Raw genomic sequence first — 26743 nt, forward strand, 5'->3', positions numbered from 1 at the left:
CCGCTCAGCTCGCGGCGGCCGCCGCGCGGGGGCTCTCGGCGCTCGCCTCGCGGTCGAAGCGCTCGCGGCTGAAGACCTGGTCGGCTGTCGTCAGGGCGAGGCCGATCACGCCGGCCAGCTCGCCCAGGTCCGACGTGTGGATGGTCAGGTGCCGCGTGGCGAGCGGGTGGGTGCGCAGGTAGACGCGCTCGCGCAGGCCCGACATCAGCACCTCGCCGCAGTCGCCGAGCTGGCCCGAGATCACGATGGTCCGCGGGTTGAGGATGTTGACGAGGTCGGCGACCGCCTCGCCGAGGACGCGGCCGGCCTGGCGCACCGCCTGGGTGGCGCGCATGTCGCCGCGGAGCACGCGGGCCGTGACGTCGGCGACGTGCTTGATCGAGGGGTCGTCGGCCGAGAGGTCGCGGACGAGGGCCCAGCCGCTCGCATACGCCTCCACGCAGCCGGCGTTGCCGCAGCGGCAGGGCAGCGGATCCGCGTCGACCGTGCCCGTGACCGCGCGGGTGTGGCCGATGTCGCCGGCCGCGCCGACGGCTCCGCGGATCGTCGCTCCGTTGAAGACGAGGCCCGAGCCGATGCCGGTGCCGAGCTTCAGGCTGATCAGGTTGTCGGAGCCGTGGTGGCGCGACTCGGCGAGGGCGCGGGCGTTCGCGTCGTTCTCGATGACGACCTGCACGCCCTCGTACGGCTCGGCGAAGTAGCCGGCGATGTCGAAGTCGTCCCAGCCGGTCATGATCGGCGGGTTGCGCACGCGCCCGGCGGCGAACTCGACCGGCCCCGGGACTCCGACGCCGATGCCGGCGACCGCGTCGCCCTGCTGCAGCCGCTCGAACGCGGCGATCACCAGCGAGAGCACGGCGTCCGGCCCCTCCCAGACGTCGACGACGCCGCTCTCGTGCCGGAGGGGGGTGCCGCGCAGGTCGCAGGCGGCGGCGACGAATCCGCTCGCCCCGATGTCGGCGGTGAGGAACACCGTGCCGACCAGGTTCATCGCGAACATGCTCGAGGGGCGCCCGCCGGTCGACTCGCCGCCGGTGGTGGGGGCGATCAGGCCGAGCTCCACGAGGGTCGCGAGGCGCTGGTTGACGGTGGAGCGGGAGAGCCCCGTCTGCTCCATCACCGCGTTGCGCGAGACCTCGCCCTGCTCGCGGAACAGCGCGAGGACGTCGGCCACGTGCGAACCGGCCTCGCCGGTGGAGTACCCCGTCATCGCTCCCCTTCTTGTCACGGTCAGCGTACATGCCTGCCGACGGGAAACCTGAAGTTCCCCGACTTTCGTATTGCGGTAACGCGAAAGCCCCGGTAGTTTTCACACACCGGCACGCAGTGGTGCCACTGATCCTCAAGGATGACGATGAACCGCACAGCACGCCGCCTCCTCCCGGTTCTCGCACCGGTCGGCGCCCTCGCACTCCTCCTCACCGGCTGCGCCTCGGGTGGCGACACGGCCGCCGGCGGCTCCGGATCGACCAAGGTCGCCGCGGTCATCAAGGGCCTCGACAACCCCTTCTTCCAGGCGATGGAGAACGGCATCGAGGACACCGCGAAGGACGACTCCGTGGACGTCTCGGTGCAGGCCGCCGCCGACATCGGCGACACCACCGGCCAGGCCGACAAGCTCACCACCGTCGCCGGCCAGGACTTCGGCTGCCTCATCGTCAACCCGATCAGCGGCACGAACCTGGTGCAGGCCCTCGCCTCCGCCACCGGCAAGACGATCGTCAACATCGACAGCCCGCTCGACCCCGACGCGGTCGAGGCCGCGAACCTCGACGTCACCACCTACATCGGCACCGACAACGAGGCCGCGGGCGGCAAGGCCGGCGACTTCCTCCTGCAGCAGCTGCCCGCCGGCTCCGAGGTCGCCGTCATCGGCGGAGTCTCGGGAGACGTCACCAGCGCCGCCCGCGTCGACGGCTTCACCGCCGCGATCGGCTCCGACCTCACCGTCGTCCAGGAGGCCGCGGCCGACTGGAAGCGCGAGGTCGCGCTGACCAAGGCGACCGACATCCTCGCCGCGAACCCCGACGTGAAGGCGTTCTTCGCCGCGAACGACGACATGGGCCTCGGCATCGTCAAGGCCGTCGAGAACGCGGGCCTCACCGGCTCCGTCCAGGTGGTCAGCGTCGACGGCAACGAGGACGCGCTGCAGTCGGTGAAGGACGGCGGCCTCACCGCCACCGTCGCCCAGTACCCCTACGCGATCGGCCAGCTCGGCGTGCAGGCGTGCGAGGCCGTCGGCGCCGGCGAGGAGATCCCCGCCGAGATCGAGTCGCCCACCGCACTCGTGACCTCCGAGACCGCGGAGCAGGCCCTCGGCGCCTTCCCCCAGCCGTTCGAGGAGTTCGACAACCCGCTCGCCGCGCTCGTCCCCAGCAAGTAGGACCTCCCGCCCATGGCAACCCAGGAAGCGACCATGACCTCAGTCACCGCCCGACCCCCGGCCAGCGCCTCCCCGCTGCTGGCGAACCTCCGTCAGCTCAGCTTCTGGGCCGAGAACGCCGCACCGATCGGGCTCGTCGCCCTGGTGATCGTGTTCTCGATCGCGACGCCGACGTTCCTCAGCCTCGGCAACATCAAGGCGATGCTCGTCGCCGCCGCGATCCTGGTCATCCTCTCGATCGGCCAGTCCTTCGTCATCACCACCGGCGGCATCGACCTCTCGATCTCGGCGACGATGACCGTCGGAGCGGTCGGCTTCGGCATCGGCTGGAGCGCCGGCTGGGGCTTCTGGCTCTCGGCGCTCGCGGCCCTGCTCTTCGCGGGGCTGATCGGAGTGATCAACGGCTTCCTGATCGCGAAGGGCAAGGTCACCGACTTCATCGCGACACTGGGCACGCTCTCGGTGGCGACCGGCCTCGCGCTGATCGTCTCCGACGGCAAGCCGATCACGGTCGGCAGCCCCGAGCTGCTCCGCCTCACCACCGGCTCGATCGGGATCATCGGCTACCCGATCATCCTGGCCGCGGTCATCGGAGTCGTCGCCTGGGTCGTCATGTTCCGCACCCGCTTCGGCCTGCACGTGCAGGCGGTCGGCGGCAACGAGGAGAGCGCGGTCGCCAACGGCATCAAGGCCGGACGCGTGCGCATCGCGGTGTACATCATCGCCGCCGTCCTCGCCGGAGTCGGCTCGCTCCTCCTCGTCGCCCGCGTCGGCGCCGCGGAGCCGGCCATCAACACGCAGTACCTGCTCAACTCCATCGCGGCCGTCGTGCTCGGCGGAGTGAGCCTCACCGGCGGCAAGGCCAAGATCGTCGGCCCGATCATCGGAGCGTTCCTCCTGACCGCGCTGACCAACGGCCTGACCCTGCTCGGCGTCTCGCAGTTCTACCAGCCCCTCGCCGTCGGCCTGGTGGTCGTGCTCGCCGCCCTCATCACCCGCTACCAGAAGAAGTGAGCCCAGCCATGACCAGCGACATCCTGCTCGAAGCGCGGGACATCAAGAAGTCCTTCGGCGGCGTCCACGCTCTCAAGGGAGCGTCGATGTCGATGCGCCGCGGCGAGATCACCGCCCTGATCGGCGACAACGGCGCGGGCAAGTCCACCCTCGTCCGCTGCCTCTCCGGGGTGCACCCCGCCGACTCCGGCACCATCACCCTCGACGGCGACGTGGTGCACTTCACCACTCCGCTCGGCGCGCGGGACGGCGGCATCGAGACGGTGCACCAGACCCTCGCCCTGGTCGAGGACCTGACCGTGTGGCAGAACTTCTTCCTCGGCCGCGAGCTCACCAAGGGCGTGCCCGGGGTGCGGTTCCTCGACCGCACGCAGATGAAGAAGACGGCCCAGGAGCTGCTCGGCGACCTCGCCGTGAACGTCCCGCCGGTCACCAGCAAGGTCCGCCGCCTCTCGGGCGGCCAGCGCCAGGCGGTCGCGATCGCCCGGGCCGCGGGCTGGGGCAGCAAGATCGTGATCATGGACGAGCCGACCGCGGCGCTCGGCGTCCAGGAGACGGCGCGCGTCGAGAAGATCATCCTCAAGCTGCGCGACGCCGGAGTGGCCGTGCTGCTGATCAGCCACAACTTCGACCAGGTGATGCGCCTGAGCGACCAGGTGTGGGTGATGCGCGCGGGCCTCGCCGTCGCCGGCCGCCGTACCGCCGAGACCAGCGGCGACGAGCTCGTCTCGCTGATCACGGGCGCGAAGGCCGCCTGATGCACCCCGAGTTCCTGCACCGCGGGAGCACGGAGCGCTCGTCGCCGATCGGGGTCCACGCGGGCCTGCTCGTCGGCGACTGGACGCCGGAGTCGGGGCGCCGCGCGATCGGCGCCGCCGCCTCGATCGGCTTCGACCTGATCGAGATCCCGGCTCCCGCCGACCCCGACGCCTCCGCGTGGACCGCCGACCTGCTCGACGAGCACGGGATCGACGCGGTCGTCTCGCTCGCGCTGGACGCCGACTCCGACATCACCGACCAGGCCACGGCCGGCCGCGGCGAGGAGCGGCTCCTGGCGGCCGTGCGGTTCGCCGAGGCGATCGGCGCGCGGTACGTCGGCGGAGTCACCTACTCGGCCATGCGCAAGTACGAGCACGCGGCCGACGCGGCTGCCCGCTCGCGCTCGCTCGACGTGCTGCGGCGGGTCGCCGCGGCCGCCGCTCCCGCCGGCGTCGTCGTCGGAGCGGAGTACGTGAACCGCTACGAGAGCAACCTGCTGAACACGGCCGCCCAGACCGCCGCATTCCTCCGCGAGCTCGACGCGCCGAACGTGCTCCTGCATCTCGACACGTTCCACGCCCACCTCGAGGAGGTCGACCTCGCGAGCGCCGTCCGCGACGCCGGCGACCTGCTCGGCTACCTCCACGCCTCCGAGAACCACCGCGGAGAGCTGGGCACCGGGAGCACCGACTGGACCGGGCTCGCGGCGGCGCTCGCCGACTCCGGCTACCGCGGTCCGCTCACCCTCGAGAGCTTCTCGCCCGCCGTCCAGCCCCCGGCCTCGGCCGAGGGCATGGGCCTCTGGCGCGAGCTCTGGCACGACCCCGTCGCCCTCGCGATCTCCGGCCACGCGTTCCTCGCGGACCTGCTCGACACCGACCCCGCGGCCCGACGCCGCCCCTGAACCTCTCGAACCAAGGAGCACCACCATGACCACCAACCCTCTCGGAGTGCACGCCCTCGTCTTCGCCGGCGGCACCACCCCCGACGAAGTGACCGCGACGATCGAGCAGACCAAGGCGGCCGGATTCGACCTGCTGGAGCTCTCGCTGCACGACGTGCAGAACCTCGACACCGCCTCCGCTCGCGCCGCCCTCGAGGCGAACGACCTCGGCATCGTCTGCTCGCGCGGCCTCGCCTTCTCGGCCGACGTCTCCAGCGACGACCCGGAGGTTGTGGCGCGCGGCGCGAAGCTGCTCGCCGACTCCCTCGAGACCACGCATGCGCTCGGCGGCACCCACTTCACCGGCGCCCTCTACAGCGCGCTCGGGAAGTACAGCGCGCCCCTCTCGGCCGCGGGCCGCGCGAACGTCGTCTCGGTGCTGACCGACCTCGCCGCCGAGGCCTCGACGAAGGGCATGACCCTCGGCCTCGAGATCTGCAACCGCTACGAGACCAACGTCATCAACACCGCCGCGGACGCCCTGCGCCTCGCCGACGACATCGGCGCCGACAACGTCCTGATCCACCTGGACACGTACCACATGAACATCGAGGAGGACGACTTCTTCCGCCCGGTGCTGCTGGTCGGGGATCGTCTCGGGTATGTCCACATCGGCGAGAACCACCGCGGCTACCTCGGCAGCGGCCACCTCGACTTCACGACGTTCTTCCACGCCCTCGCCGCGATCGACTACCGCGGACCCATCACCTTCGAGTCGTTCTCGTCGGCCGTCGTCTCGCCGACCCTCTCGAACGACCTGGCCGTGTGGCGGAACCTCTGGAACGACGGCCCCGCGCTCGCCCGCCACGCCCACGGCTTCCTGGTGAACGCGCTGGAGAGCAGCCGTGGCGAGGCCTGAGACCGAGGTCGCGCCCGACGCGGTGCGGCCCGGTCTCGACGAGCTGGCCGGGCGCGCGCTCGCGCTGACCTCGCCGGGCCGCCGCGCGATCGTCGCGATCGCCGGCAGCCCCGGGGCCGGCAAGACCACGCTCGCCCGGGCCGTGGTCGCCCGCGCGAACGAGCTCGCGGGGGAGGGGACCGCCGCCTTCGTGCCGATGGACGGCTTCCACCTCGCCAACGCCACGCTCGACGAGCTCGGCCGCCACGATCGCAAGGGCGCCCTCGACACGTTCGACGGCTGGGGCTTCCTCGCCCTGGTGCGGAGGCTGCGCGCCGAGACCGACCACGTCGTCTACGCGCCCACCTTCGAGCGGACCGTCGACGAGGGAGTGGCCGGCGCGCTGGCCGTGCACCCCTCCGCGTCGCTCGTCGTGCTGGAGGGCAACTACCTCCTCGTCGACGAGGGCCCGTGGGCGCTGCTGCGCGCCGAGTTCGACGAGGCCTGGTTCTGCGCGACTCCCGAGACCGAGCGCTTCGAGCGCCTGGTCGACCGCCACGTCTCCTTCGGCCGCGCCCCCGAGGCGGCCTCCGCCTGGGCCTCCGAGGTCGACGGGCGGAACGCGCTGCTGATCGAGGCCACCCGCGACCGCGCCGACCTGATCGTGTCGGGAACGGCGGCGGGGGTGGTCTGACGCCCGATGTGGCGGAGGAGCGGTCCGCTTCGGGGCGCGACGTGGGCTCTCGGGCGTGTCCGGCCGGTCGATCGGTCGGACGACGGAGGACCCGTCGCCCGGCGGATGCGGTCTCGACGGGTCGGGTGCCAGGCTCGAGGGATGGACGACTCGACACGGAACTCCTCGGAACAGCCCGCTCCCACCACCCCGCCGGCAGCTGCGCCCCCCGGAGCCGGGCAGCCGCCCCTCCCCGTCGCGCTCCTCCTCCTGCTGCGGCGGAGCGACGGGCGGCCCGCGGCTTCGTCGGGCGCTCTCGACACCGTCCTGGCCGCCTCCGTCCTCGCGGAGCTCTCCCTCCAGCGGCGCGTCGAGGTGGACGCCGGAGCCGTCGCCCTCGGGCCGGAGCGGTCCGCGCTCGGGGACGCCGTGCTCGACGGGGCACTCGGGTGGATCGCAGCGGAGCGAGCACCGCGCAGCGTCTCCTGGTGGATCGCCCGCCTCACGCGGAGGGAGCTGCATGCCGCCCTCCTCGAGCGGGTCGCCGCCGTGGAGCCGGCGGAGGACGAGCGGCTGCGGATCCGGGTCGCCGAGGTCCTCGCGGCTCGGACGGCTCCCCTTCCGTCGGACGCGGCGCTCATCGGCCTGCTCGACGCGGCCGGAGCGCTCTCGCCGAGGCCCGGCATCCCGGACCGGCAGGCGATCCGGTCGCTCGCGGCGCAGCACTGGGCAGGGCCGGCGGCCGCCGCCGTCCTCGCGGGAACCGCCGCGAGCGTCACGGGAGCCGCGGTGATCGCCGCGACGACGACGGTCACGATCACCGGCATGTGATCCGACGCGTGCGACTCGCTGAAGCCGCGCGCCCCTACTCCGCCGGGTAGTCGGGCGCGACGAAGACGCAGAACGGGTGGCCGGCCGGATCGGCGAGGACGTGGAGCGCCTCCTCCGGGTCCTCGCTCCTGTCCTCGATCAGCTCGGCGCCGAGAGCGAGCGCCCGGGTCTTCTGCCGGTCGAGCTCGTCGGCGTCCGCGACCATGAAGTCGAGGTGCAGCTGCTGCGGGACGGGCCCCTCCGGCCAGGTCGCGCGCGGCAGGGCGGCCACCCGCTGGAACGTGAGCTTCGCGCCGTCGGCGGTGACGATCGCGACCCACTCCGCCTCGTCGTCCGAGCCGTCCGCGGGCGGCTCGTCGCCGGGGCGGTACTCGCCGCCGAGCAGGGCGAGGTAGAAGGCGTAGAGGGCGCGGGCGTCCTCCGTGTCGAGGACGACCTGGCGCAGGCGCATGCGGGCAGGGTACCGCCGGACGGCACCGGAGAGGGATGACGTGCTGTGCGGGACGGCTGCGGCGGGCCGGGCGTCCGCGGGTCGCGCGCCGGCGTCGGCTGAGAAGGGGCTCCCCGCCCCGAGACGGCGGGCCGCGTCTCAGCGGAGGTCGTGCAGCTCTCTCGCTCCCGACCGCGCGGCCCTGCCACTCCGCGCCCGCTTCCTCAACCCCTCCCGGCTCCCGGCCTCGCGCCAGGGCCCGGCGCGTACTGTGGCCGCTGACTCACGACGGCTACGAGGGAGACACCATGACGGAGCAGATCGGAATCCCCGAGGCCGCGGCACTGGGGAGCGAGCGGCGGAGCATCGCGATCCTCGGAGCGGGCGGCGACCTCACCGAGCGGCTGCTGCTGCCGGGCCTGGGCCGGGTGGCCGAGCTCGCGCGCGACCTCGAGCTCACGCTGATCGGGGCGGCGCGCACGCCCCAGACCGACGAGGAGTGGCAGGGCCTCGTCCGCCGCAGCCTCGAGGCGGCCGGAGTCGCCGCGCACACGGTCGAGGCGCTCGCGTCACGGGCGCGCTTCGTCGCCACCGACGCCTCCGACCCGGAGCAGCTGAAGGCCCTCCTCGACGCCTGCCCGTCGACCCCGGTGCTCTACGTCGCCCTGCCGCCGGCGATGGGGCACAAGGTCGCCGCCTCGCTCGCCGAGCTCGACCTCCCCGAGGAGCTGGTCGTCGCCATCGAGAAGCCGTTCGGCGAGGACCTCGACGACGCGATCGCCCTCAACGCGGCGTTCGCGAAGGTCCTCCCCGAGAGCCGCCTCTGGCGCATCGACCACTTCCTCGGCAACGCGACCGTGCTGGGGATGCTGGGCCTGCGCTTCGGCAACAGCCTGCTCGAGGCGAGCTGGAGCGCCGAGTGGATCGAGAAGGTCGAGATCGTCTACGACGAGACGCTCGGCATCGAGGGCCGCGCGGCCTTCTACGAGAAGACCGGCGCGCTGCGCGACATGCTGCAGAGCCACCTCCTGATGGTGCTCGCGCTGACCACGATGGAGCGCCCCGACGAGGTCGCGCCCGACGAGGTCCACGCGCGCATGGCCGAGGTGCTCGGCGCCGTGCGGCTCTGGCGCGACGACCCCTCCTCCGCCCGCCGCGCCCGCTACACCGAGGGCCGCGTCGACGGCCGCTTCTTCCCCTCCTACGTCGACGAGCCCGACGTCGACCCCGAGACCGGCACCGAGACCCTCGCGCAGCTGCTGCTCCAGGTCGACACCCCGCGCTGGGCGGGCGTCCCCTTCGTCCTCCGCTCCGGCAAGGCGATCGGCGACCCGCGCCGAGAGGTGGCGATCCACTTCCGCGCCGCCACGCCCCCGCGCGGCCTGCAGGCGGCCGAGGGCGACGCCGGGACGGTCCTCCGGATCGGCCTCAAGGGCGGCGACGTCAGCCTCGACCTGGTCGTGAACAGCGCCGACGAGCTGACCGATCTCGAGCGCACCACCCTGACGGCGCAACCCGGCGCGGCCACGCTCGACCCCTACGCGCAGGTCCTCGCCGGGATCCTGCAGGGCGACACCCTGCTCTCGGTCCCGGGCGACGTGGCCGAGCAGTGCTGGCGCATCATCACTCCGGTGCTCTCCGCCTGGGCCGCGGGCGACGCTCCGCTGGACGAGTACGAGGCGGGGAGCGCGGGGCCCGAGGGCTGGTGAGCTCGCGGTGAGGCGGGCGGGCTGAAGCGCGAGAGCTGAAGCGTCGGCGTGAGGCCGTGTCGGCTCCGCCGGCGCCGGACACGTTGCCGCCCGCCCGGCTCCGGTCGCTCCGCTGCTGCCCGCTCCGCTGCTGTCCGTCCCGCGTCGGCACCCCCGCCCGTTGACCCTCCCGCCCGTTGACCCTCCCGCCGGGGGAGACGGGATGCTGGAGGCATGTTGGGCATCGGGGAGTACGCAGGCATCACGGGTCTGAGCGTGAAGGCGCTCCGGCACTACGACGAGAAGGGCGTGCTGGTCCCGGCGGAGGTCGACGAGCGGTCGTCGTACCGCCGGTACGCCGACGCCCAGGTCCGGGCCGGAGTCGTGATCAGCGCCCTCCGGAGCGCGGGGGTGCCGCTGCCCGAGGTCGCGGCGGCGACTCGAGCCGGCACCGCGGCGGAGGCGCTGCTGGCGCACAGGGAGCGCGTGCTCGCGGAGCGGGAGCAGGAGGACCGGGCGTTCGAGGCCGCCGAGGTGACGCTGCGGGCGCTCGCCGTGCCGGTCGAGGTCGCCGAGCGGACGATGTCGGCGCAGCCGTACGTCGGCCAGGTCCTCACGATCGCCCTGGACGAGGCCGACGGGCCGGGCGACGACGAGGCGAACGAGATCTTCGGCGCGCTCGCCACCCGAGTGCACGCGGCAGGGCTCGGGCCGACGGGACGTTTCTGGACGGCGCTCCGGGCGGGCGAGCCGGGTTCGGCGGAGCTCGTCTGCTGCTGGCCGACGTCGGCGGAGGCGGAGGGCGACCTCGCCGATCTCGCCGCGATCCTCCCGGCGCGCACCGAGTTGGTCGCCACCTGGCGCCCCCGCGACGGGGAGGAACTGCCCGAGGGGACCCTGCATCCGGCGATCGTCGCGCTCTTCGACGCCGCCGGAGACAGCGGCCTGCGGCTCGACGGGGTCGAGGTGCGGCAGACGGTGCTGGGGGAGGGGCCGGAGGACGTGGCGGTCGAGGTGTCGCTGACCGTCGCGGGGTGAGCGGAGGGCGGGGCGTTCAGGTGGGCCGGGTGCCAGCGCTCGAGGACCGGCTCGGCAGGACCGGCTCCTCAGGACCGAGCGGAGGCGGGTGTGGCGCCGTCCGGCCGATCCCGCGCCACTTCGTGCCGCGGTCCGGGCCGTCTCCGTAGGCTCCGATGCATGACGAGCGGAGTCGAGGCCGGAGTCCATCGCGGTGACGAGCGGACGGTCCTCCACCGTCGGTGGTTCGCGGTCGTGGCCTCCCTGGTCTTCGCCTTCGGCTGGCTGCTGATCCCCGGCGTCGGCTGGCTGATCGGCGCCGTCGCCGTTCTCTGCAGCTCGGCGTGGACGCGGTCGGAGAAGGGATCGGCGTTGGCGATCCCGCTGGTCGCGGCCGCTCTGGTCGGCAGCGGGGTCGGGCTCTTCTACGGTCTGCTCGGCGCGCCGAGCTCCAGCCTGACGACGTGGACGGTGGTGGGGGCCGGGATGCTGGCGGGAGGCGCGGCGACTGCGCTTCTGGGGGTCCGGCTGTGCGCTCGGGCACTCCGCCGGCCGGAGGAGTCCGCTGGGGGCTCGCTCGCGGCAGCTGCCCCGGCCTCGGGCGCGCACGACGTCGGCTGAGAGGAGGGGCCGCGGGCTCCTGAGGGAGGCCGCCCTGTCTCAGCGGAGGTTGTGCGGCCGCCCGCCGGCCCCGCTCGCGTCGTAGCGGAGCCGCACCAGCTCCGAGCCCGGCAGAACCGTCGCGTCGAGGAGGCGCAGGCCGTGCTGCGGCGCCCCGGAGTAGAGCGGCGTCCCGCCGCCCGCGAGGCCTGCGCCGACGAGGACGATCAGCCCGTCCACCAGGCCCTGCTCGAGGAGCGGATTCCAGGTGGTGCCGCTGCCGAACATCAGCAGGTCGCCCCCGTCACCCTGCTTGAGCCGTCCGATCTCGGCCGGACCCTGCTTCCGCGGCACGATCCGGGTGGTGGCGGCCCACGGCGCCTCCGGATCGGGAGCCAGGGAGTCGCTGATCACCAGCGCGTCGAGCGACGTGACCAGCCGCGCGGTCTCGTGCTCCCGCTCGCCCGCCGTCCCGTCCGCGGCGACGGCGCTCCAGCTGTCCCAGTTGTCGCGGAACCAGCGGCCGCCGTAGACGAGCGTGCCCGCGCGGCGCAGCAGCTCGAGGTTGTGGTCGTTGAACGCGTCCTCGAACGGCAGCGCCGAGAGGTCGTGCCCGGGCCCCTCGAAGCGGCCGTCGAGCGAGGTGAGGACGGAGACGACGAGCCTGCTCATTCGGGGGATGCTACTCAGGCGGGGGTGCCGGGTGGAGGGGTGCGGAGGGCCGCGACCCGGAGGAGCAGTGGCGGGAGCAACTCATCCGGCAGGAGTGTCCGAGAAGCGTCGGCAGCGGTATTCCCGACCACTTCTCGATACGCGGCTGGATAGTGTCGAGCCGGGAAAAGGCGTCTACGGGGAACAGGTGCGGGTGATGGTCGAGCGACCGGAGTTGGCCACGGCGAAGGAGAGAGTCGCACGAGCTGCCGGCGATCTGAGCAAGCGTGCGCGGAGCGCTACGACGCAGGTGATGGAGCAGGCCGGCGATCTCCGCGAAGCAGCCGCCGAGAAGTTCGGCCCGCGGAGCCTCCAGTCGTACGAGGAGGTCACGGCCGAATACAACCGCGCCTTCACGGCGATGAGCGACGACGGGCTCTCCCTCCTCCGGCAACGCGAGCGCTCCACCGACCTGATCGCTCTCGTCGAGCTCGTGGTGAACAGCATCGCCAACACGCCCAAGTCCTTCAGCAGGGACTTCGAGCAGATCGAGCTCGACAGAGCCCGGTTCCTGGACGCCGAGGAGATCGCCCGCGCGGATCTCGTCGCTGCACGGAAGTCCGCGGCGGGAGCGGGCGCCGGTGTCACCGCCGGCGCGGCGATCGCGAGCGTCGCGCCGACCGCCGCCATGTGGGTCGCCACCACGTTCGGCACCGCGTCGACCGGGACCGCGATCTCGACCCTGTCCGGTGCCGCTGCGAGCCAGGCCGCCCTGGCATGGCTCGGCGGCGGGGCCATCGCTGCCGGTGGCGGAGGGACCGTCGCGGGAGGAGCGCTGCTCGCGCTGGCCGGCCCGGTCGGCTGGAGCCTCGCAGGCGCCGCCGTCCTCACCTCGGTCGTCCTGTTCACGAAGAAGAAGTTCGAGAACCGCGAGACGAAGCACGAGATGCTCACCGCCGTGATGCGGAACATCGCGCAGGTGCAGGCGATGGACGCGCAGATCGACGACCTCCTCCAGCGCACCGCCTCTACCCGAGAGCTGCTTCTGAAGGTCTACGGCGAGGCGCTGCCGCTCTTCGGGGCGGACTTCGCGACCCTGGCTCCCGCCCAGCAATCGCAGCTCGGCGCGCTCGTGAACGTCGCGAAAGCGAGTGCGGCACTGCTGAGCGCCCGTGTGGAGCAGGCCGCCGACGATGCCTGATCTCGCCGACGTCGCCAGAAGCACTCACGAGCAGGCCGTCGCCGCCTGGGTGGGCTACCTGAACCAGGTGCGCGTCGATCGCCTCATGGGCGCCCTGAGCAGGCAGGACCAGAACCTCTCGACGGCTCTCGACCATCTGGATACGGCCCTCCTGCACATAGGCGACGTGGTCTCGTCGAACCGCGGTGGAGTGAAGGGCGCGCACGGATTCATCGCCGAGGTCGCCGAGGTCGGTATCGGCAACGCCCGTGCCGCTGTGCTCGGGGAGACCGGCGGCAACGCCTGGGTGAACGACAACGGCCCCGTCGATCTGATGCGGAACGGCCTGCTGATCCAGCAGAAGTTCTCCGCCGCCGGCGGGCGGTTCGGCCTCGGCGCGATCACGGAGCACCTCGAGAGGTACCCGGACTTCGTGAGGAACGGCGGCAGGTACCAGATCCCGAGCGACCACTTCGAGGTCATCCAGAAGCTGCATGCGATGTCCGCCGAGGATGCGGCGAAGGTCCTCTCCCGCAGCGGGGACGGCCCGTCCCTCCGCGACTGGAACCGGGTGAAGGCGTTCTTCTCGAGTGAGACGATCGACATCGCGGCACTCGAGCCCTCCCGGCTGGAGTACCGGGACGTGCAGCTCGGTGCGTACACCGACACGTTCGCGGCGGAGGAGAGAAGGATCACGGCGACCGACGAGGCCGCCCGCGCGGCTGCCGTTCGGGAGAACCGGGCGACGGTGCGCCAGGGCGCTCAGGCCACCGTCGTCGCCGCCGGGATCGAAGGTGGGACCGCGTTCGTCTCCGCGGTCCTCGACAAGCGCCGCGAAGGCACGAAGCTCAAGGAGTTCTCGACCGACGACTGGAAGGACATCGCGAACGTCTCCGGTCTCGGCGCGGTGAAGGGCGGTGTCCGCGGTCTCACGATCTACTCACTCACCAATCTCACTGCGACGTCGGCCGCCACGGCAAACACGGTCACGACCGCCGCGCTGGGGATCGCGGGCCAGGCGAGCAGGCTGCGAGCGGGCGACATCTCCGAGATCGAGTTCATCGAGAACTCCGAGATCCTCTGCCTCCAGGCCGGCATCAGCGCGCTGTCCTCGGTCGTCGGGCAGGTGCTCATCCCGGTCCCCGTCCTCGGCGCCGTCATCGGCAACACCGTCGGCTCCGTCATGTTCAGCGTCGCGTCGTCCTCGCTCTCCGCCCGGGAAGAAGCGCTCATCGCCGGATATCTCGAGGACCAGCGCTCACTCGATCAACAGCTGGCCGCCGACTACGCCGATCTCCTGGCGAAGCTCGAGACGAGCATGCTGCACTTCATCGACATCCTCGACCGGGCGTTCTCTCCCGACATCGAGGTCGCACTTCTCGGGGCGATCGATCTCGCGGCCCGAGTCGGCGTGCCCTCGGAGGAGATCCTGGACACCGACGAGAAGGTGAACGCGTACTTCCTCGACTAGGTGCCTGTGGGGCGGGGCCGGACGTCGTTCGTTGCGGGGGCGTTGTGCCGGCCTGGCCCCACGTGTTCCGGATGGTGCTGCCGGCACGCCCGCCCCGCACCCCTCCTCACATCGCCGCCCCCAGCGCGTCCCGCAGCGTCGCCCGCGCCCGCGCGTGCCGGCTCCGCACGGTCGCGGCGCGGAGGGACAGGATCTCGGCCGCCTCGGCGAGGGAGAAGCCGTCCCAGTAGACGAGGGTGATGATCTCCTGGTCGACGGGCTTCAGCTGCTCGATCGCGGCGCGGACGTCCTCGGCCGCGTCGTCGGCGGGTGCGGGTGGGGTGATGCGGAGCTCCTCCGCCAGCCGCTCGACCAGCGCGCTCCTCCGGGTCGCGGTGCGGCGCTGGCCCGAGAGCACCCGCCGGGCGACGCCGAACGCCCACATCCGCGCGCGCGTCTCGTCCTCGGGGATCGACCGCTCCTTCCGCCACAGGATCAGGAGGGTGTCGCTGAGGAGGTCCGCGGCGTCCTCGGGGCTCGCCGTCCGCCGCGCGAAGTAGCGGAGCAGGTCCGGCGCCTCCCGCTCGACCAGGGCCGTGATCTCGGCCTCCCGGTCGCGCGCGGGGGAGCGGACGGCGCTGCGCGCCATCGCAGGCGCCGCCTCGCCGGCGCTCATCACAGCTCTCCCGTGCAGTCGGTGCTGCCGCCCAGGCCGCCGTCGCCCTCGACGATCACGCCCTCGGGGATCGTGTCGAGGATGTGGTCGTCCGCCGCGGTGATCCAGGCGCGCCAGCGGATCGTCTCCTCCGAGAGGCCGGGGCCGTCGCTGTTCATGTCCGAGGCCAGCCAGGCGGGGTCGGTCGTGTAGGCGACCGCGTCGTCGTGGATCCGCTGGCCGATGCCGCTCCAGTCCTGCGCGCGCAGGTAGTCGGTCGCGGAGGTGGTGACCTCGCGGTAGTCGATCTCGCCGTTGAAGTAGTCGATCGAGCACGACACCGCTGCGCCCGAGTCGGTGGTGTAGGTAATCGGGATCGTGAAGTCGGGGACCGAGCGGACGTCGGTGCCGGCGCTGGTCGCCAGCACGAGACCCGGGACGAGGAGGACGGGCGCCGCCAGCCACCACGCCCTCGACCGCGCGGGCCGGCGGGGCGCGCGCTCGCGGGTCTCGGCGATCACGGCGCGGAGGGCGGTGCGGACGCCGGGCGCCCGGTCGTCGGTCGCGGGGTCGCTGCGGGAGAGCAGGTCGTCGAGTGTGCGTCGCGTCATCGGGGCCATCCTTCGTCGGTCGGGCGTGTACCGAGTACGTGGCCGGGTGGGGCCCGAGCGTTGCACGGGACCTGACAGGAGAAGTCAGCCGAGCCGGTCGCGCGCGCTCACTTCTTAGAACTCCTTCGCGAGGACCCGTCAAAAGGCGCCATATTCGGCTTCACCCCGGTCCTTTTCTCATCGGTTATGGCCCCGACAAGGGGGGCTCACTTCTCTATGGCGAGAGGGAGGCCGACCTATACGTTCATCTTCGGAAGCCCGCGGGGAAGGCGTGCTCCCCTCCGGAGTCTGGGGCCTCCGCACTCGCTGCGACATCCGTGTCGTTCGTCGTGTCGACGTTTCGCTCATCTCCACGATCGACAACACGACTGAGAAGCAGAACCATGGCTTTCACGACCCGGCGGCGCCGCCACTCACGGCACCGAGCGCCGTCGCGCCTCGGAATGCGAGCCGTCGTCTTCGCGACGATCGGCGCTCTCCTCGTCGGCTCGTGGGGGCTCGGCGACGTCTCCGCCTCGTCTCCCGCGCAGGCCGCGAACCAGGCGGATCCGGTCGCCGGCGACGCCCCCGCTCCTCTCCCGACGCCCGTCGCACCGACACCGCCGGCAGCCCCCGAGGCCGATCCGGCACCCGCCCCCTCCGCGTCTGCCCCGTCGACCTCCGATTCTCCCGCACCCGCCGAGGCCGCGGAGTCGCCGAGTGCGACGGCGGAGGAGCCCGCTCAGGACGAGCCCGATCCCGCAGCACCCCGCGGCGCCGCAGGGACGGAGCAGCCCGTCGAGCCGGCGCCCGCCGGATCGGCGCCCGCTCCTCCGGCGGCTGCGGACGACGATCAGGAGTCGGACCGCGGCCCGCCCGCGACGGCGCGAGCAGCGGGAGGCTTCTCCACGCTCGCCGCCGGCGTCGCCGAGGCCCCGCGACAGGTGTGGACCGAGACCTTCGAGCAGGGCTTGACCGCCACCCCGAGCGCGCTCACCGCCTACGCGAACGGCCGCTACACGGCCGCCACCGGCTGGTCGACCGCCACGAATTGCACCGGCGTCCTGGTCAACTACACGGCGCCCTACCCCAACGCCGCCTTCTGCCCGACCCGGCCCCTCCTCACCGTCGGCACGGGATCGTCGGCCGCACGCGAGACCCGCCGCATGGCGGACGTCCTCGGTCAGGTGGCGGCCGGAGTGCCGGGGTCCGCCTCCAGCACCGCACCGGCCAACGGCTCGAACACCGGCACGCAGGCGAACCACGCCCTGGTCGAGTACCCGTACGCCACCATCACCGGCGGCACGACCGTCGCCCAGAGCGCCGCGGGGATCGGCGTCTCCGCTCCCGCCGCCCGCTACTACGCCGTCGGCATGAACGCCGCCGGCGGGCAGTGCGGGACGAACAACGCGTCCCTCTCCCTCAACCTGATCTCGGGCGGGTCCACCGTCCTCACCGGATTCGCCGCACCGGTCGTGCCCTGCACCGCGACCGGCAGCGTGTTCTACACGTCCCCGACCCTCCCGCTGGTCGGCGGCCTCGGCGCGCTCGTCGATCCCGCGCTCCCCGCCTCCGCCCGCGCCGCCGCCTACACCGGCACGAGCACCGCGCTCCTCACTCCGGCGCAGATCGCCGCGGCCCAGGTGCAGCTCGTGAACACGGTCACCGGCACGGGAAGCGCCTTCGCCGTCGACGACCTCCGCGTGCTCGACGTCACCCCCGCGCTCGACGCGGCCTTCACGCAGGCGGTGCCGACCGCGACGGTGCCGACCACGCTGACCTACACGGTCACCAACACCAGCGACCTCCTCGCGAAGGCCGACTGGCGCTTCTCGACCGCTCTCCCGGCCGGCCTCGTCGTGGCGCCGACGCCGGCCGTCGGCGGGTCCTGCACCGACGTCACCGGAACGGCGTTCGCCGTGACCGCGGCCGCCGGGTCCTCCTCCGTCTCGACGGTCGGCGGCGACCTCGCCGCGGGCGCGACCTCCTGCACGGTCTCCGTGGACGTGGTGGCCGCCGCAGCCGGGACGTACAGCACCGGGACCACGACTCCCACCGGCCTCATCGCCTCCGCCCCCACGTCGGTGACGGTCCAGGCCGCGACGACCCTCACCGTCCGGAAGAACCTGCCCGTGCGCAGCGCCACGGGCGACCAGTTCACGCTCTCGGTGCGCAGCGGCACGACCGTCCTCGCGTCGGCGACCACCACGGGCACCGCCACCGGGATCCAGGCCGCGCAGATCAGCCGCCTCACCGTGCAGTCCGGAGCGACGTACACGATCGCCGAGGCGCAGACCGCGGGCGCGGGCCTGGGGTACTCCAACAGCTACGAGTGCTCGCGCGGCGGCACGGTCATCGCCTCCGGAGCCTCCGCCGCCGGGTCGATCACGATCCCCAGCGAGGCGGGAGCGGAGGTGCTCTGCACCTTCACGAACACGGTGCAGACGCCGCGCCTGGTCTGCGACACCGGCCGCTTCTACTCCCTCACGGCGGCCGGCGCCCTGCAGCAGGCCGACATCGTCACGGGATCCCTGACCTCGATCGGCAGCTGGTCGGGGACCGCCGAGGCCAACGCGCTCGGCGTCGGCGCGAACGGTGCCTTCGCCTACGCGCTGGACCGCTCGTCCGACGCGACGGACGTCGACGCCGTCCTCAAGTGGACGCCGGAGGCCGGCTTCCAGAGGATCGCGAACAGCGCGTACACGACCGTGGCCGGCGGAGCGCAGGTGACCGGCAGCATCGTCGCCGGCGCGGTCGACCTCCGGACGGGCCGGTACCTGTTCGGCAGCTTCGCGAGCGGCCAGTTCTACATCTGGAGCTTCACGGAGGCGAACCCCGTCGCCACCCGGTTCGCCCTCGTCGGCTCCTTTCCCACCTCCGGAACCCCCAACGGCAACGGCGACATGGCGTTCGACGCTCGCGGCAACCTCTACGTCGTCGGCGCGGGCTCGGTCAACAACGCCAGCAGCGCCGCGATCTTCACCGTGCCGGCCGACGCCCTTGCCGCGGCGACCGGCGGCACCCTCCCGGTGAACACCTCGATCGCGAAGGCCGTGACGGGGACCGACGCCGCCTTCGCCAACATCAACGGCATCGCCTTCTCGCCGCGCGGAACCGTCTACCTCGCCAACGGCGACGTCGCCGCCGCGAACGGTGTCCCCGCCATCCCCGGCAGCGCCTACGAGTTCGACGCCACCACCTGGACCCGCGTCAGCGGCACGCCGCGCGTGAGCGTCAACGCCGTCGACCTCTCCGGCTGCTCCTCGCCGGCCACGATCACCGTGCAGAAGAGCGTGGTGGGCCACCTGGCCGCGGCGGACCAGTTCCAGCTCACGGCCGCCGCCGGCTCCCCGGCGTCGCCGTTCGCCACGGCCACCACCACCGGCGCCACCACCGGCCGCCAGACCGCGCAGATCGGCCCCTTCCCCACTCCGATCAACAGCACGGTGACGGTCTCGGAGGCGATGGCCGCGGGCTCCGCCTCCCCGATCACCGCCTACACGAGCATCTACGAGTGCTACGCGGACGGCGTGCGGGTGAGCACGGGCTCGAACCCGACCGGGACGGTCACCCTCCCGAACCGGCTCGGCGTCAACGTCACCTGCACCTTCTTCAACTCCCCGCGCCCCGCCTCGACGGTGCGCATCACCAAGACGATCCGGGACGCCTCCGGCACGACCCGCCCCGGCGCGGACTGGACCGTGGGCACGACGGCGACGGCCACCGCGGGCACCGTCGCCCTGCTGCCGGAGCAGTCGCCCCGCCAGCAGACGGACGCCGCGGGCCAGGCCGCCTGGACCGTCCTGTTCGGCACGGAGGCGTCGCGGGCGACGCTCACCGTCTCGGAGGTGCAGCAGACGGGCTTCGCGTTCGTCAGCGGCGCCTGCACGGTCAACGGCACCGCCCGGGCGACCACGTTCTCGCAGTCGGGGACCGTCATCAGCGCGAGCCTCACCGGCATCGCCTCCGCGGCGGTCGTCGAGTGCTCGATCGTGAACCGGCCCACGGCCTCGCTCACGCTCGTGAAGACGGTGAGCTCCGGCAGTGCGCTGCCCAGCGACTTCACGCTCAGCGCCACCGGCCCGACCGGCGCCCTGCCCGGCCCGACCGGCCGCGCGGGCTCCGCTGGCGTGTCGGCGATCCCCGTCACCCCGGGTGCCGCCTACCGGCTCGCCGAGACCGGGGGCCCCGCCACCTCCGTGCAGACCGGACCCTGGCAGTGCCGCACCGACACCGGCGCCGCCCTCACCGTGAGCGCGGCCGGAGACGTGACCCCGACGAACGGCGCCGCCGTCACCTGCACCGTGGACAACGCCAGCGCGACGATCACCCTGGTCAAGCAGGTCCTGCGCCCCCAGACCGGCTTCCAGGCCGCCGACTGGCGCGTCACCGCGACGCCCGCCGCACTGGCCGGAGCGACGCTCCCGACGGAGACCCGGGCCGGCGCGGAGTACGTCGCCGCGGGCAACCCGGCGAGCACCTTCGAGGTGCGACCGGGTCACGGCTACACGCTGTCCGAGGCGGCGACGGATCCGACCCGCCGCCTCGCCTACCAGGAACTGCGTCTCGAGCGCCTGACCGGGACGACGTGGTCCCCGGTCGCCTCGCGGACGATCACGGCCCCCACGGCCGGTCAGACGGCGGTCTACCGCTTCGTCAACGCCCCCGTGGACCCCACACGCCTGCCGCTGACCGGTGGCGCCAGCACCGACGCGTTCCTCCTGGGCGGGGGGTCGGTGCTCACTCTCGCACTCGGCCTCCTCCTCTGGGAGCGGCGCCGGAGGCTGCGAGGCCCCTCCCGGTGACGCCCCGACCGAGAGCCCCGGTGCTCTCCCGCAGACCCCTTCCCGCACACCTTCGACTCCACGACACCAGCACTCACGACCTCAGTAGGAGAGATCACATGTCCCGCACACTCACCAGGCGGCTCGCCGCCGCAGCCGGCGTCCTCGCGCTGAGCGCTGCGGCGGTGTTCACCGCCGTCGCGCCGGCGTCAGCGGTCACGCTGCCCGGCAACATCGACCCGACCATCAGCCGCACCCTCACCGTGCACAAGCTCGCGCTGGGCTCCAACAACGGCCAGGCGATCGGCACCGGCCAGGAGATCACGGTCCCCGGAGACGCGCTGCCCGGCGCCGTGTTCACCGCCGCGCGCGTCCAGGGCGTCGACCTCACCACGCCCGACGGCTGGAACCAGGTCGCGAACCTGACCCCGGGCACCGCCGCGACCCGCGTCACGGCCGCCGACACCTTCACCGCCACCAGCGGCACGGACGGCGAGGCCGTGTTCAACAACGGCGCGAGCATGCCGCTCGGCCTCTACCTCGTGACCGAGACCCAGCTCCCCGCCGGAGCGACCAACGGCGCGGCGCCGTTCCTCGTCACCCTGCCGTTCCCGACGGGCCCGACCGGTGCGCCGGCGAACCAGTGGATCTACGACGTCCACGTCTACCCCAAGAACGCGGTCACGGAGCTCACCAAGACGCGCGTCCCCGCGGCGGCGAACTCGGTCGAGGCGCGCAACCCCGACCTCATCCGCTGGGCCATCGCCTCGGACGTCCCGGTGCTCGCCGCCGGTGACACGCTGGACACGTTCACCCTCACCGACACGCTCCCCGCCGAGCTGACCTACCTGCCGACCGGCCCGGCCGGCGTCGCGCCCACCGGCATCACGGTGACCAGCGCCGCGGGCACCGCGCCCGCACCGGCGTTCATCGCGAACACCGACTACACGCTCGGCTACGACGCCGCGACCCGGAACGTCACGCTGAACTTCTTGCAGGCCGGCCTCACGAAGCTCCAGGGTCTTCAGGGCGGCGTCGTCACCCTCACGGTGCTCACCCGCGCCACCGCCATCCCGGCCAACGGCATCATCACCAACTCGGCGACGAGCGTCGTGAACGGGGCCACGGAGACGGTCACCGGCAGCACCCCGATCGGTCAGCTGACCGTGTACGCCTACCAGAACAACGGCGCCAACCGCGTGCCGCTCGCGGGTGCCGTCTACCAGGTGTTCCTCACCGAGAACGACGCCAACCTCGGCCAGAACCCGGTGTTCATCAACGGCAACCAGAACTGGACGACCGGAGCGAACGGCATCGTCGAGATCCCGATCATCACGCCGGGCAACTACTACGTCCGCGAGCTGACCCCGCCCGCCGGATTCCGTCTGCCCACCCCGGCCCAGGTGCTGACGCAGGTCGTCGCCGGACCGAGCTCGGCCACCGCGCCGATCCAGAACTACGTCGAGTTCCTCCACACCCAGGTGCCGGCGTTCGCCCTGCCCCTCACCGGTGGCGGCGCGCAGTGGTTCACCCTCGGTGGAGGCGCGCTCCTCGCCCTCGCGATCGGTTCGGGCCTGATCGCCTCGCGCCGCCGCACCGCGCTGGCTGCTCAGACCGCGGAGTAACGTCACACCATGACGAAGTCGAATGCGGGGCACCCGTCGGGTGCCCCGCATTCCTCTGTCTCCAGCCCTTTTCCTCCGCGGAGGCGGATCCACCGCCGGCCGCGGTGGCGGCTGCCGATCGCCCCGCTGGTCATCGCGCTCCTCAGCCTCTCGGGAGTGGCGCTGCTGCTGTACCCCGTCGCCGCCAGCTGGCTCAGCGCCGTCGAGCAGGCGCGCGAGATCGACTCCCTCACGCAGGACATCACCGACCTCGGCGCCGAGACCCTCCGGCAGAACCTCGTCGAGGCCCGCGCCTACAACCAGAGCCTCAGCGGAGGCGGCGCGGCCGTCGCCGCGAACGAGCGCCTCCCCCTCGCCGACGACGAGCAGGTCGCCGACCGCGAGCGCTACTCCTCCCTCCTGCGCGGCGACGCCGAGGGGCTGATGGCCCGGATCCGGATCCCCGCCATCGACGTGGACCTGCCGATCTTCCACGGCACGAGCGACGCCGTCCTCGAGCGGGGCGTCGGCCACCTCGAGGGCACCGCCCTGCCGGTCGGCGGCCCCTCCACCCACTCGGTGCTCACCGGCCACCGCGGCCTCGCCTCGGCCGAGCTCTTCACCCACCTCGACCGCGTCGACGTGGGCGACACCTTCACCATCGAGGTCTACGGCGAGGTGGTCACCTACCGCGTGCGCGAGACGCTTGTCGTCGAGCCGGAGGACACGCAGAACTTCCTCGTGCAGCCCGGCCAGGACCTCCTGACCCTCGTCACCTGCACCCCGCTCGGGATCAACACCCACCGCATCCTCGTCACGGGCGAACGAGTGATCCCGACGCCGCAGTCGGACGTGGACGCGGCGGGGGAGTCGCCCGACGTCGCCGGGTTCCCGTGGTGGGCGGTCGCGGCCGGAGGCGCCGTGGTCGCCGCCGGGGTGTACGTGTGGTGGGCGGGGCGGCCGGCGCGCGGCGCGTGGGTGCCGGTGGTGGCCGCCGGCGAGGAGCGGGACAGGGTCCCTGCGGGTCTGTGAGGCGAGGGGGTGCGGATCTCCGCGGTCCTGGTCCGGTCGCCTCAGCGACGTCCCGTCACCGGGATCGCGGCTGTGCCGACCCGGTCAGGCGGGACGCCACTCCTCGAGGAACTCGGCGACCGTCTTCGTCTCGAGGTCGAGCTCGACCTGCCCGAGGAGGTAGTGGGGATCGGTGAGATCGGCCTTCACGCGGATGATCTCCGCGCCGGTGTCGAGGCGGACGACGACGAGGTCGTAGGGCGCGAGGAACCCGCTGCCCAGCGCCATGTCGATGGTGAGGCGGAGCCGCCCGAAGCGCCGCAGCTGCAGCTCCGCGCGGAGGTGCTCGGCGGCGACCTCGGGGGCGTCGGGAGTGGGGTCGGACATGGGGGAGACGGTACCGAATGGGGCGGAGGGGACTCCCGTAGGAGATCGTGAGCCTCTGCGCAGAGGCGATCGATGCGCCCTGCTCGTCAGCGTGGCGACGTGCACAGGCGGGAGGAGCCGGACTTTTCGGCTACGGCATCGGCCCGAGGCTCCCATTCCAGAAGCGCGGCGGCGGCGATCTTCTTGCTCGCCTCATGCGCACGGGGTCGAGCGCTGGCGCACACGCTCAGCACAGCGGCTCTTGCAAGACTCATGCAAGACGTGTTACGGTCTTCTTGTTCGACTTCGTCTCAGAGAAAAGGAAAGAACAATGACCGCCTACGTGAACGTGCCCGTGCCCGAAGAGTTGGTTATTCCCGTGATGCGTTTCATCGCAGGGCAGAACTCCAGCGCTGCGAGCGTGAGCAACCCGGGAGCCGCAAGAGTCTTGGGCAACGATGACGAGACGATCGAAGACTCGCGAGAGTGGACCCTCGAGGAGTTCGAGGTCCTCCGGTCCGGCGAAGCGAAGTCCATCAAGCTCTTCTGCCAGGTCCTCGACATCCTCGCCGCAGCGTCGCCGTCGGCGGTCGCCCTCGAGGACGTGGCGAAGGTGACCGGCGTCGAGCCGCTGACCATGCAGCGCGCGTTCGGCCGGGCAACGGTGTGGATGAAGAACCGCATGGGCGGCGACACCCGCTGGCCGATCTTCTGGCCCGGCGACGGCTGGGCGATGACGGAGACCAACGCCTCGCTGTGGAAGTCGCTCGCTGAGTGAGCGGTGGGGGCCTGCCCCTCCCGGGCGGCATCCGAGAAGTCAGGTAGGGGAGGCGAGTGTGCTCGCCCGGGGGCTGACGGTGAGGCGGAGCCAGCCGAACTCCCCAGCTGCAGCTCGGTGCAGAGGTCTTCGGCGGTGACCTTGGGGGCGTCGGGGGTGGGATCGGGCATGGTGAAGACGGTGCGGAATCGGCGGTGACAGAACCTTGGTCGACCCTGGACCGGCGGCGTCGTGATGTGAGCCGCTGTGGTGCGGTCAGTCCCGCAGGCCGACCGTCACCGCCCGGCTCTCCGGCGCCTCGATCAGGTTCTTCGCCACCGCGGCTGAGAGGTAGGACGTCGCGTCGTGCCGACGCAGAGTGACGACCGAGGCGACGGCTCGCACCGCCAGGACGATCGGAGCGAAGCTCGGCCCTGAGGTCAACCAGTCTCCGACCGCGACGCCGGCCTCGGTCATCGGGATCAGCAGAGTCATCGGATCGAGTCGCCCGCCGCCCTCGCCCTTCAGAGGCCCGGATGCTCGATGCAGCTCCGTGACGCGCGCCTTGTAGGTGAGGAGCGCGTCCTCGAGCTCCCGGCCGTCCTCCGCCTCCGCGACAGCGAGCCGCACGTCTCGGAGGCCGTCGAGGTAGCGGGCGAGGAGCTTTTCTTTGCTCTGCCGGAAGGCCACGATGTCTTCGAAGGTGGCATCCGGATGCGGCTCCGGGATGTCGTAGAGCGTGAGGGCAAGAGCCCGCTCATCGGTGGCCTCGTCGATGGAGAACAGCGCCTGTCGGGCCGTCGCGGTCGTGGCTACGCCGTACTGCCAGCCCTTCGCCTGGCAGAGGCGCCGGCCGCAGATCGCGAGGAGTGCGGGGACCAGGTTCTGTCTGGTCGCTCGGAACTGGGATCCGTCGCGAGAAGCCGGCCTGAGGTAGTCGTTCTCGACGAGCCAGTGCTCCAGTTCATAGGGGAGCTTGCGGGCGAACAGCCTGTCGGACTGCTGCCAGTCGTCGGTCGTGAAGGTGTACCGCTCAGCGGCGTCGATGCACTCGCGGACGGCGCGTTCTCGCGTGAGGTCGTCGAGGTCGTCGAGATGGGCGGGAATCCACCAGCCTCGCTCCCTCATCTCGGCCATGGCCTCGGTGGGTGGGAACCCGCGCGGAGCGATCGTCGAGAACCGCTCGCTCAGCAGCAAGGCCTTCTTCATCTCGGCTTCGGGCGGAACGATGAGCGGCGACAGCAGGACGGTGTCGTCGAGCGTTGCGCTCATCGGTTCTCCGATCGTCTGGTCGGGGTGCTTCAAGCCACTCGTACCGAGATGCGCTCTCCGGCGTCGTTTCTTTGCACTACATCGCAGTTGATCGTCCGTTTCTCGCGAGACACTGTTATGTTGAGGCCGTGCGCGCCCGACTCTTGATTCCCATAGTCCTTATGACGATCTCGCTAGCGGCGTTGACGGGTTGCACAGCGTCGGCTGATGAAGCCAATTCGGGGGCCACCCCAGGTGTAATTGAAAGCGTTACACCGACCCCAACGAGAACAGCAAACACGTCGAAGCCGTCACTCTCACCCGTCCCACCTCCCGCTGTGCCTACGTCCGAACCGACGCCGTGGAGCGACGTTCTTATTGACGGCTACGCAAAGATACTCGCAGACAAGGACGGGGCCAGCTTCTGCGCGGTTTTCGAAGAATCACCCCCGCCCTACTATGCCGGCCTCCTTCAAGGCACGACCATAAGTAGCTATTCGCTTGACTTTGTTCCTCGTGACCAAGCGTTCTTGATCGCGGGTGCGGCGATGTACTACTCGGTACGCGATAACTGCCCTGACATTCTTGCTGACGTCGAATCGTCACTTGTTGCGAACGCGGAGGGAGACCCCTTCGTCTTCGCGGGCGTGTACTGAGCACTAGGCCCATTCAGTTGCGCTTGACCGCGGGCTCCACCGCGATCGCCACGCTGAGCTACCAATTCCGTGCCGTCGCCTGCGACCTAGTCGCGGTGCTCCCACGTGGTCTCGCCGTCGTCGCGGGCAGCGTCTTCCAGTACGGGCAGGCCGGGGCGACCAGGGGCATCGAGGAGAGGCGCGCGCGGCTAAACGACCATGCTCACCCTTGTCGAGTCCGCTGATCCGGAGCACGTCGAGCGGGCGCTGTCGCTCGTGCTCGACCAGGGACCTGATGGGATCGTTGCCCTCAAGTTCTACGCGATCGGCGTGGTGGTGCTCTCACTTATCCCGGAGCACATTGCCGTCGTCTCGCTCCCGGGTGCGCGCGGGCGGCTGCCGCAGGCGGTCCTCGACGAGCTGCGGGCGGCCCAGGCGCTCAGCGAGCACCTCCTCGAGCTGGGCCATCGGACCGCGCACCACGTCCGCACCCGCCGTCGCGCCGCGAGGTCGGCCGCACTACCAGCTGGCATCGTGCGCTAAAGGCCACCGGAGTGGGCACAGCTCCCACTACCCTCGAAGCCGCTTGGAGTCCGAGTCGGGCCGGTTCCTCGTCGCGCGGCTGGTCGCTGG

25 protein-coding genes are annotated in these 26743 nt (G+C 71.9%); 18 read left to right on the plus strand and 7 right to left on the minus strand.

Annotation, left to right across the window (positions count from 1 at the left end):
• Positions 1-4: 4 nt before the first annotated feature.
• On the minus strand, positions 5-1210 hold the full coding sequence (locus C5D66_RS06900) for an ROK family transcriptional regulator (protein ID WP_104225808.1): 1206 nt from the start codon (positions 1208-1210) through the stop codon (positions 5-7).
• 144 nt (positions 1211-1354) lie between these two features.
• Between C5D66_RS06900 and C5D66_RS06905 the strand changes: the two genes are divergently transcribed.
• The 7 genes from C5D66_RS06905 (at position 1355) to C5D66_RS06935 (ending at position 7441) form a co-directional block, all read left to right on the plus strand.
• Positions 1355-2383 carry a substrate-binding domain-containing protein gene (locus C5D66_RS06905; RefSeq protein WP_104222713.1) on the plus strand — a complete coding sequence of 343 codons (1029 nt, stop codon included), beginning with the start codon at positions 1355-1357 and terminating at the stop codon, positions 2381-2383.
• A 33-nt stretch (positions 2384-2416) separates the two neighbouring features.
• The gene (locus C5D66_RS06910; protein ID WP_104222714.1) at positions 2417-3397 is read left to right on the plus strand and encodes an ABC transporter permease; all 981 of its coding nucleotides are present in this window, start codon (positions 2417-2419) and stop codon (positions 3395-3397) included.
• An 8-nt stretch (positions 3398-3405) separates the two neighbouring features.
• A complete protein-coding gene (locus C5D66_RS06915; RefSeq protein WP_104222715.1) occupies positions 3406-4155 on the plus strand; it encodes an ATP-binding cassette domain-containing protein in 750 nt (249 codons plus the stop codon).
• The gene (locus C5D66_RS06920; RefSeq protein WP_104274598.1) at positions 4155-5060 is read left to right on the plus strand and encodes a sugar phosphate isomerase/epimerase; all 906 of its coding nucleotides are present in this window, start codon (positions 4155-4157) and stop codon (positions 5058-5060) included. The genes C5D66_RS06915 and C5D66_RS06920 overlap by 1 nt, the downstream gene beginning before the upstream one ends.
• A 25-nt stretch (positions 5061-5085) precedes the next feature.
• Entirely contained in the window at positions 5086-5958 is an 873-nt protein-coding gene (locus tag C5D66_RS06925) for a sugar phosphate isomerase/epimerase (RefSeq protein ID WP_104225811.1), read from the plus strand.
• Positions 5945-6631, plus strand: a complete 687-nt coding sequence (locus C5D66_RS06930; RefSeq protein ID WP_208543338.1) for a nucleoside/nucleotide kinase family protein — start codon at positions 5945-5947, stop codon at positions 6629-6631. Before C5D66_RS06925 ends, C5D66_RS06930 begins: the two co-directional genes overlap by 14 nt.
• 141 nt (positions 6632-6772) lie before the next feature.
• Entirely contained in the window at positions 6773-7441 is a 669-nt protein-coding gene (locus tag C5D66_RS06935) for a GPP34 family phosphoprotein (RefSeq protein WP_181067893.1), read from the plus strand.
• Positions 7442-7475: 34 nt separating this feature from the next.
• Here the strand turns inward: C5D66_RS06935 and C5D66_RS06940 are convergent, their stop codons facing one another.
• Positions 7476-7892, minus strand: coding sequence for a VOC family protein (locus C5D66_RS06940; protein WP_104274626.1), 417 nt, complete (start codon positions 7890-7892; stop codon positions 7476-7478).
• 287 nt (positions 7893-8179) lie between these two features.
• Between C5D66_RS06940 and C5D66_RS06945 the strand changes: the two genes are divergently transcribed.
• The 3 genes from C5D66_RS06945 (at position 8180) to C5D66_RS06955 (ending at position 11197) form a co-directional block, all read left to right on the plus strand.
• Positions 8180-9580 (plus strand): glucose-6-phosphate dehydrogenase, encoded by a 1401-nt coding sequence (locus tag C5D66_RS06945; protein WP_104274625.1) that lies wholly within the window; start codon positions 8180-8182, stop codon positions 9578-9580.
• Positions 9581-9793: 213 nt separating this feature from the next.
• Positions 9794-10597 carry a MerR family transcriptional regulator gene (locus C5D66_RS06950; protein ID WP_104326824.1) on the plus strand — a complete coding sequence of 268 codons (804 nt, stop codon included), beginning with the start codon at positions 9794-9796 and terminating at the stop codon, positions 10595-10597.
• A 159-nt stretch (positions 10598-10756) separates the two neighbouring features.
• Positions 10757-11197 carry a hypothetical protein gene (locus tag C5D66_RS06955; RefSeq protein ID WP_104274559.1) on the plus strand — a complete coding sequence of 147 codons (441 nt, stop codon included), beginning with the start codon at positions 10757-10759 and terminating at the stop codon, positions 11195-11197.
• Between the two features lie 39 nt (positions 11198-11236).
• On the opposite strand, the gene C5D66_RS06960 is transcribed toward C5D66_RS06955, so the two are convergent.
• Positions 11237-11848 carry a dihydrofolate reductase family protein gene (locus tag C5D66_RS06960; protein ID WP_104274558.1) on the minus strand — a complete coding sequence of 204 codons (612 nt, stop codon included), beginning with the start codon at positions 11846-11848 and terminating at the stop codon, positions 11237-11239.
• 292 nt (positions 11849-12140) lie between these two features.
• Between C5D66_RS06960 and C5D66_RS06965 the strand changes: the two genes are divergently transcribed.
• Positions 12141-13028, plus strand: coding sequence for a hypothetical protein (locus tag C5D66_RS06965; protein ID WP_219814289.1), 888 nt, complete (start codon positions 12141-12143; stop codon positions 13026-13028).
• On the plus strand, positions 13021-14478 hold the full coding sequence (locus C5D66_RS06970) for a hypothetical protein (RefSeq protein WP_104274563.1): 1458 nt from the start codon (positions 13021-13023) through the stop codon (positions 14476-14478). Before C5D66_RS06965 ends, C5D66_RS06970 begins: the two co-directional genes overlap by 8 nt.
• 106 nt (positions 14479-14584) lie before the next feature.
• On the opposite strand, the gene C5D66_RS06975 is transcribed toward C5D66_RS06970, so the two are convergent.
• Both C5D66_RS06975 and C5D66_RS06980 read right to left on the minus strand, forming a co-directional pair.
• A complete protein-coding gene (locus C5D66_RS06975) occupies positions 14585-15133 on the minus strand; it encodes an RNA polymerase sigma factor (protein ID WP_219814508.1) in 549 nt (182 codons plus the stop codon).
• Positions 15133-15723 carry a hypothetical protein gene (locus C5D66_RS06980; RefSeq protein WP_104326825.1) on the minus strand — a complete coding sequence of 197 codons (591 nt, stop codon included), beginning with the start codon at positions 15721-15723 and terminating at the stop codon, positions 15133-15135. The genes C5D66_RS06975 and C5D66_RS06980 overlap by 1 nt, the downstream gene beginning before the upstream one ends.
• 383 nt (positions 15724-16106) lie before the next feature.
• On the opposite strand from C5D66_RS06980, the gene C5D66_RS06985 reads away from it, so the two are divergent.
• The 3 genes from C5D66_RS06985 (at position 16107) to C5D66_RS06995 (ending at position 23122) form a co-directional block, all read left to right on the plus strand.
• Entirely contained in the window at positions 16107-20507 is a 4401-nt protein-coding gene (locus C5D66_RS06985) for an LPXTG cell wall anchor domain-containing protein (protein WP_146084779.1), read from the plus strand.
• A gap of 98 nt (positions 20508-20605) precedes the next feature.
• Positions 20606-22111 carry a SpaH/EbpB family LPXTG-anchored major pilin gene (locus C5D66_RS06990; RefSeq protein ID WP_104326827.1) on the plus strand — a complete coding sequence of 502 codons (1506 nt, stop codon included), beginning with the start codon at positions 20606-20608 and terminating at the stop codon, positions 22109-22111.
• Positions 22112-22120: 9 nt separating this feature from the next.
• Positions 22121-23122 carry a class C sortase gene (locus tag C5D66_RS06995; RefSeq protein WP_219815198.1) on the plus strand — a complete coding sequence of 334 codons (1002 nt, stop codon included), beginning with the start codon at positions 22121-22123 and terminating at the stop codon, positions 23120-23122.
• A gap of 84 nt (positions 23123-23206) precedes the next feature.
• On the opposite strand, the gene C5D66_RS07000 is transcribed toward C5D66_RS06995, so the two are convergent.
• Positions 23207-23488 carry a hypothetical protein gene (locus C5D66_RS07000; protein WP_104326828.1) on the minus strand — a complete coding sequence of 94 codons (282 nt, stop codon included), beginning with the start codon at positions 23486-23488 and terminating at the stop codon, positions 23207-23209.
• A gap of 310 nt (positions 23489-23798) precedes the next feature.
• On the opposite strand from C5D66_RS07000, the gene C5D66_RS07005 reads away from it, so the two are divergent.
• On the plus strand, positions 23799-24245 hold the full coding sequence (locus C5D66_RS07005) for a hypothetical protein (protein WP_146079450.1): 447 nt from the start codon (positions 23799-23801) through the stop codon (positions 24243-24245).
• 255 nt (positions 24246-24500) lie between these two features.
• Here C5D66_RS07005 and C5D66_RS07010 read toward each other — a convergent pair whose 3' ends face one another.
• Positions 24501-25529, minus strand: a complete 1029-nt coding sequence (locus C5D66_RS07010) for a hypothetical protein (RefSeq protein ID WP_146084780.1) — start codon at positions 25527-25529, stop codon at positions 24501-24503.
• 284 nt (positions 25530-25813) lie between these two features.
• On the opposite strand from C5D66_RS07010, the gene C5D66_RS16755 reads away from it, so the two are divergent.
• Together C5D66_RS16755 and C5D66_RS07015 are read left to right on the plus strand one after the other, a co-directional pair.
• Complete coding sequence (locus C5D66_RS16755) at positions 25814-26131, plus strand: hypothetical protein (protein WP_146084781.1); 318 nt, start codon at positions 25814-25816, stop codon at positions 26129-26131.
• A 198-nt stretch (positions 26132-26329) separates the two neighbouring features.
• Positions 26330-26653, plus strand: a complete 324-nt coding sequence (locus tag C5D66_RS07015; protein ID WP_104326830.1) for a hypothetical protein — start codon at positions 26330-26332, stop codon at positions 26651-26653.
• Positions 26654-26743: the final 90 nt, after the last annotated feature.

This window comes from Rathayibacter sp. AY1B4 (genome assembly GCF_002932815.1).
GTDB lineage: Bacteria > Actinomycetota > Actinomycetes > Actinomycetales > Microbacteriaceae > Rathayibacter.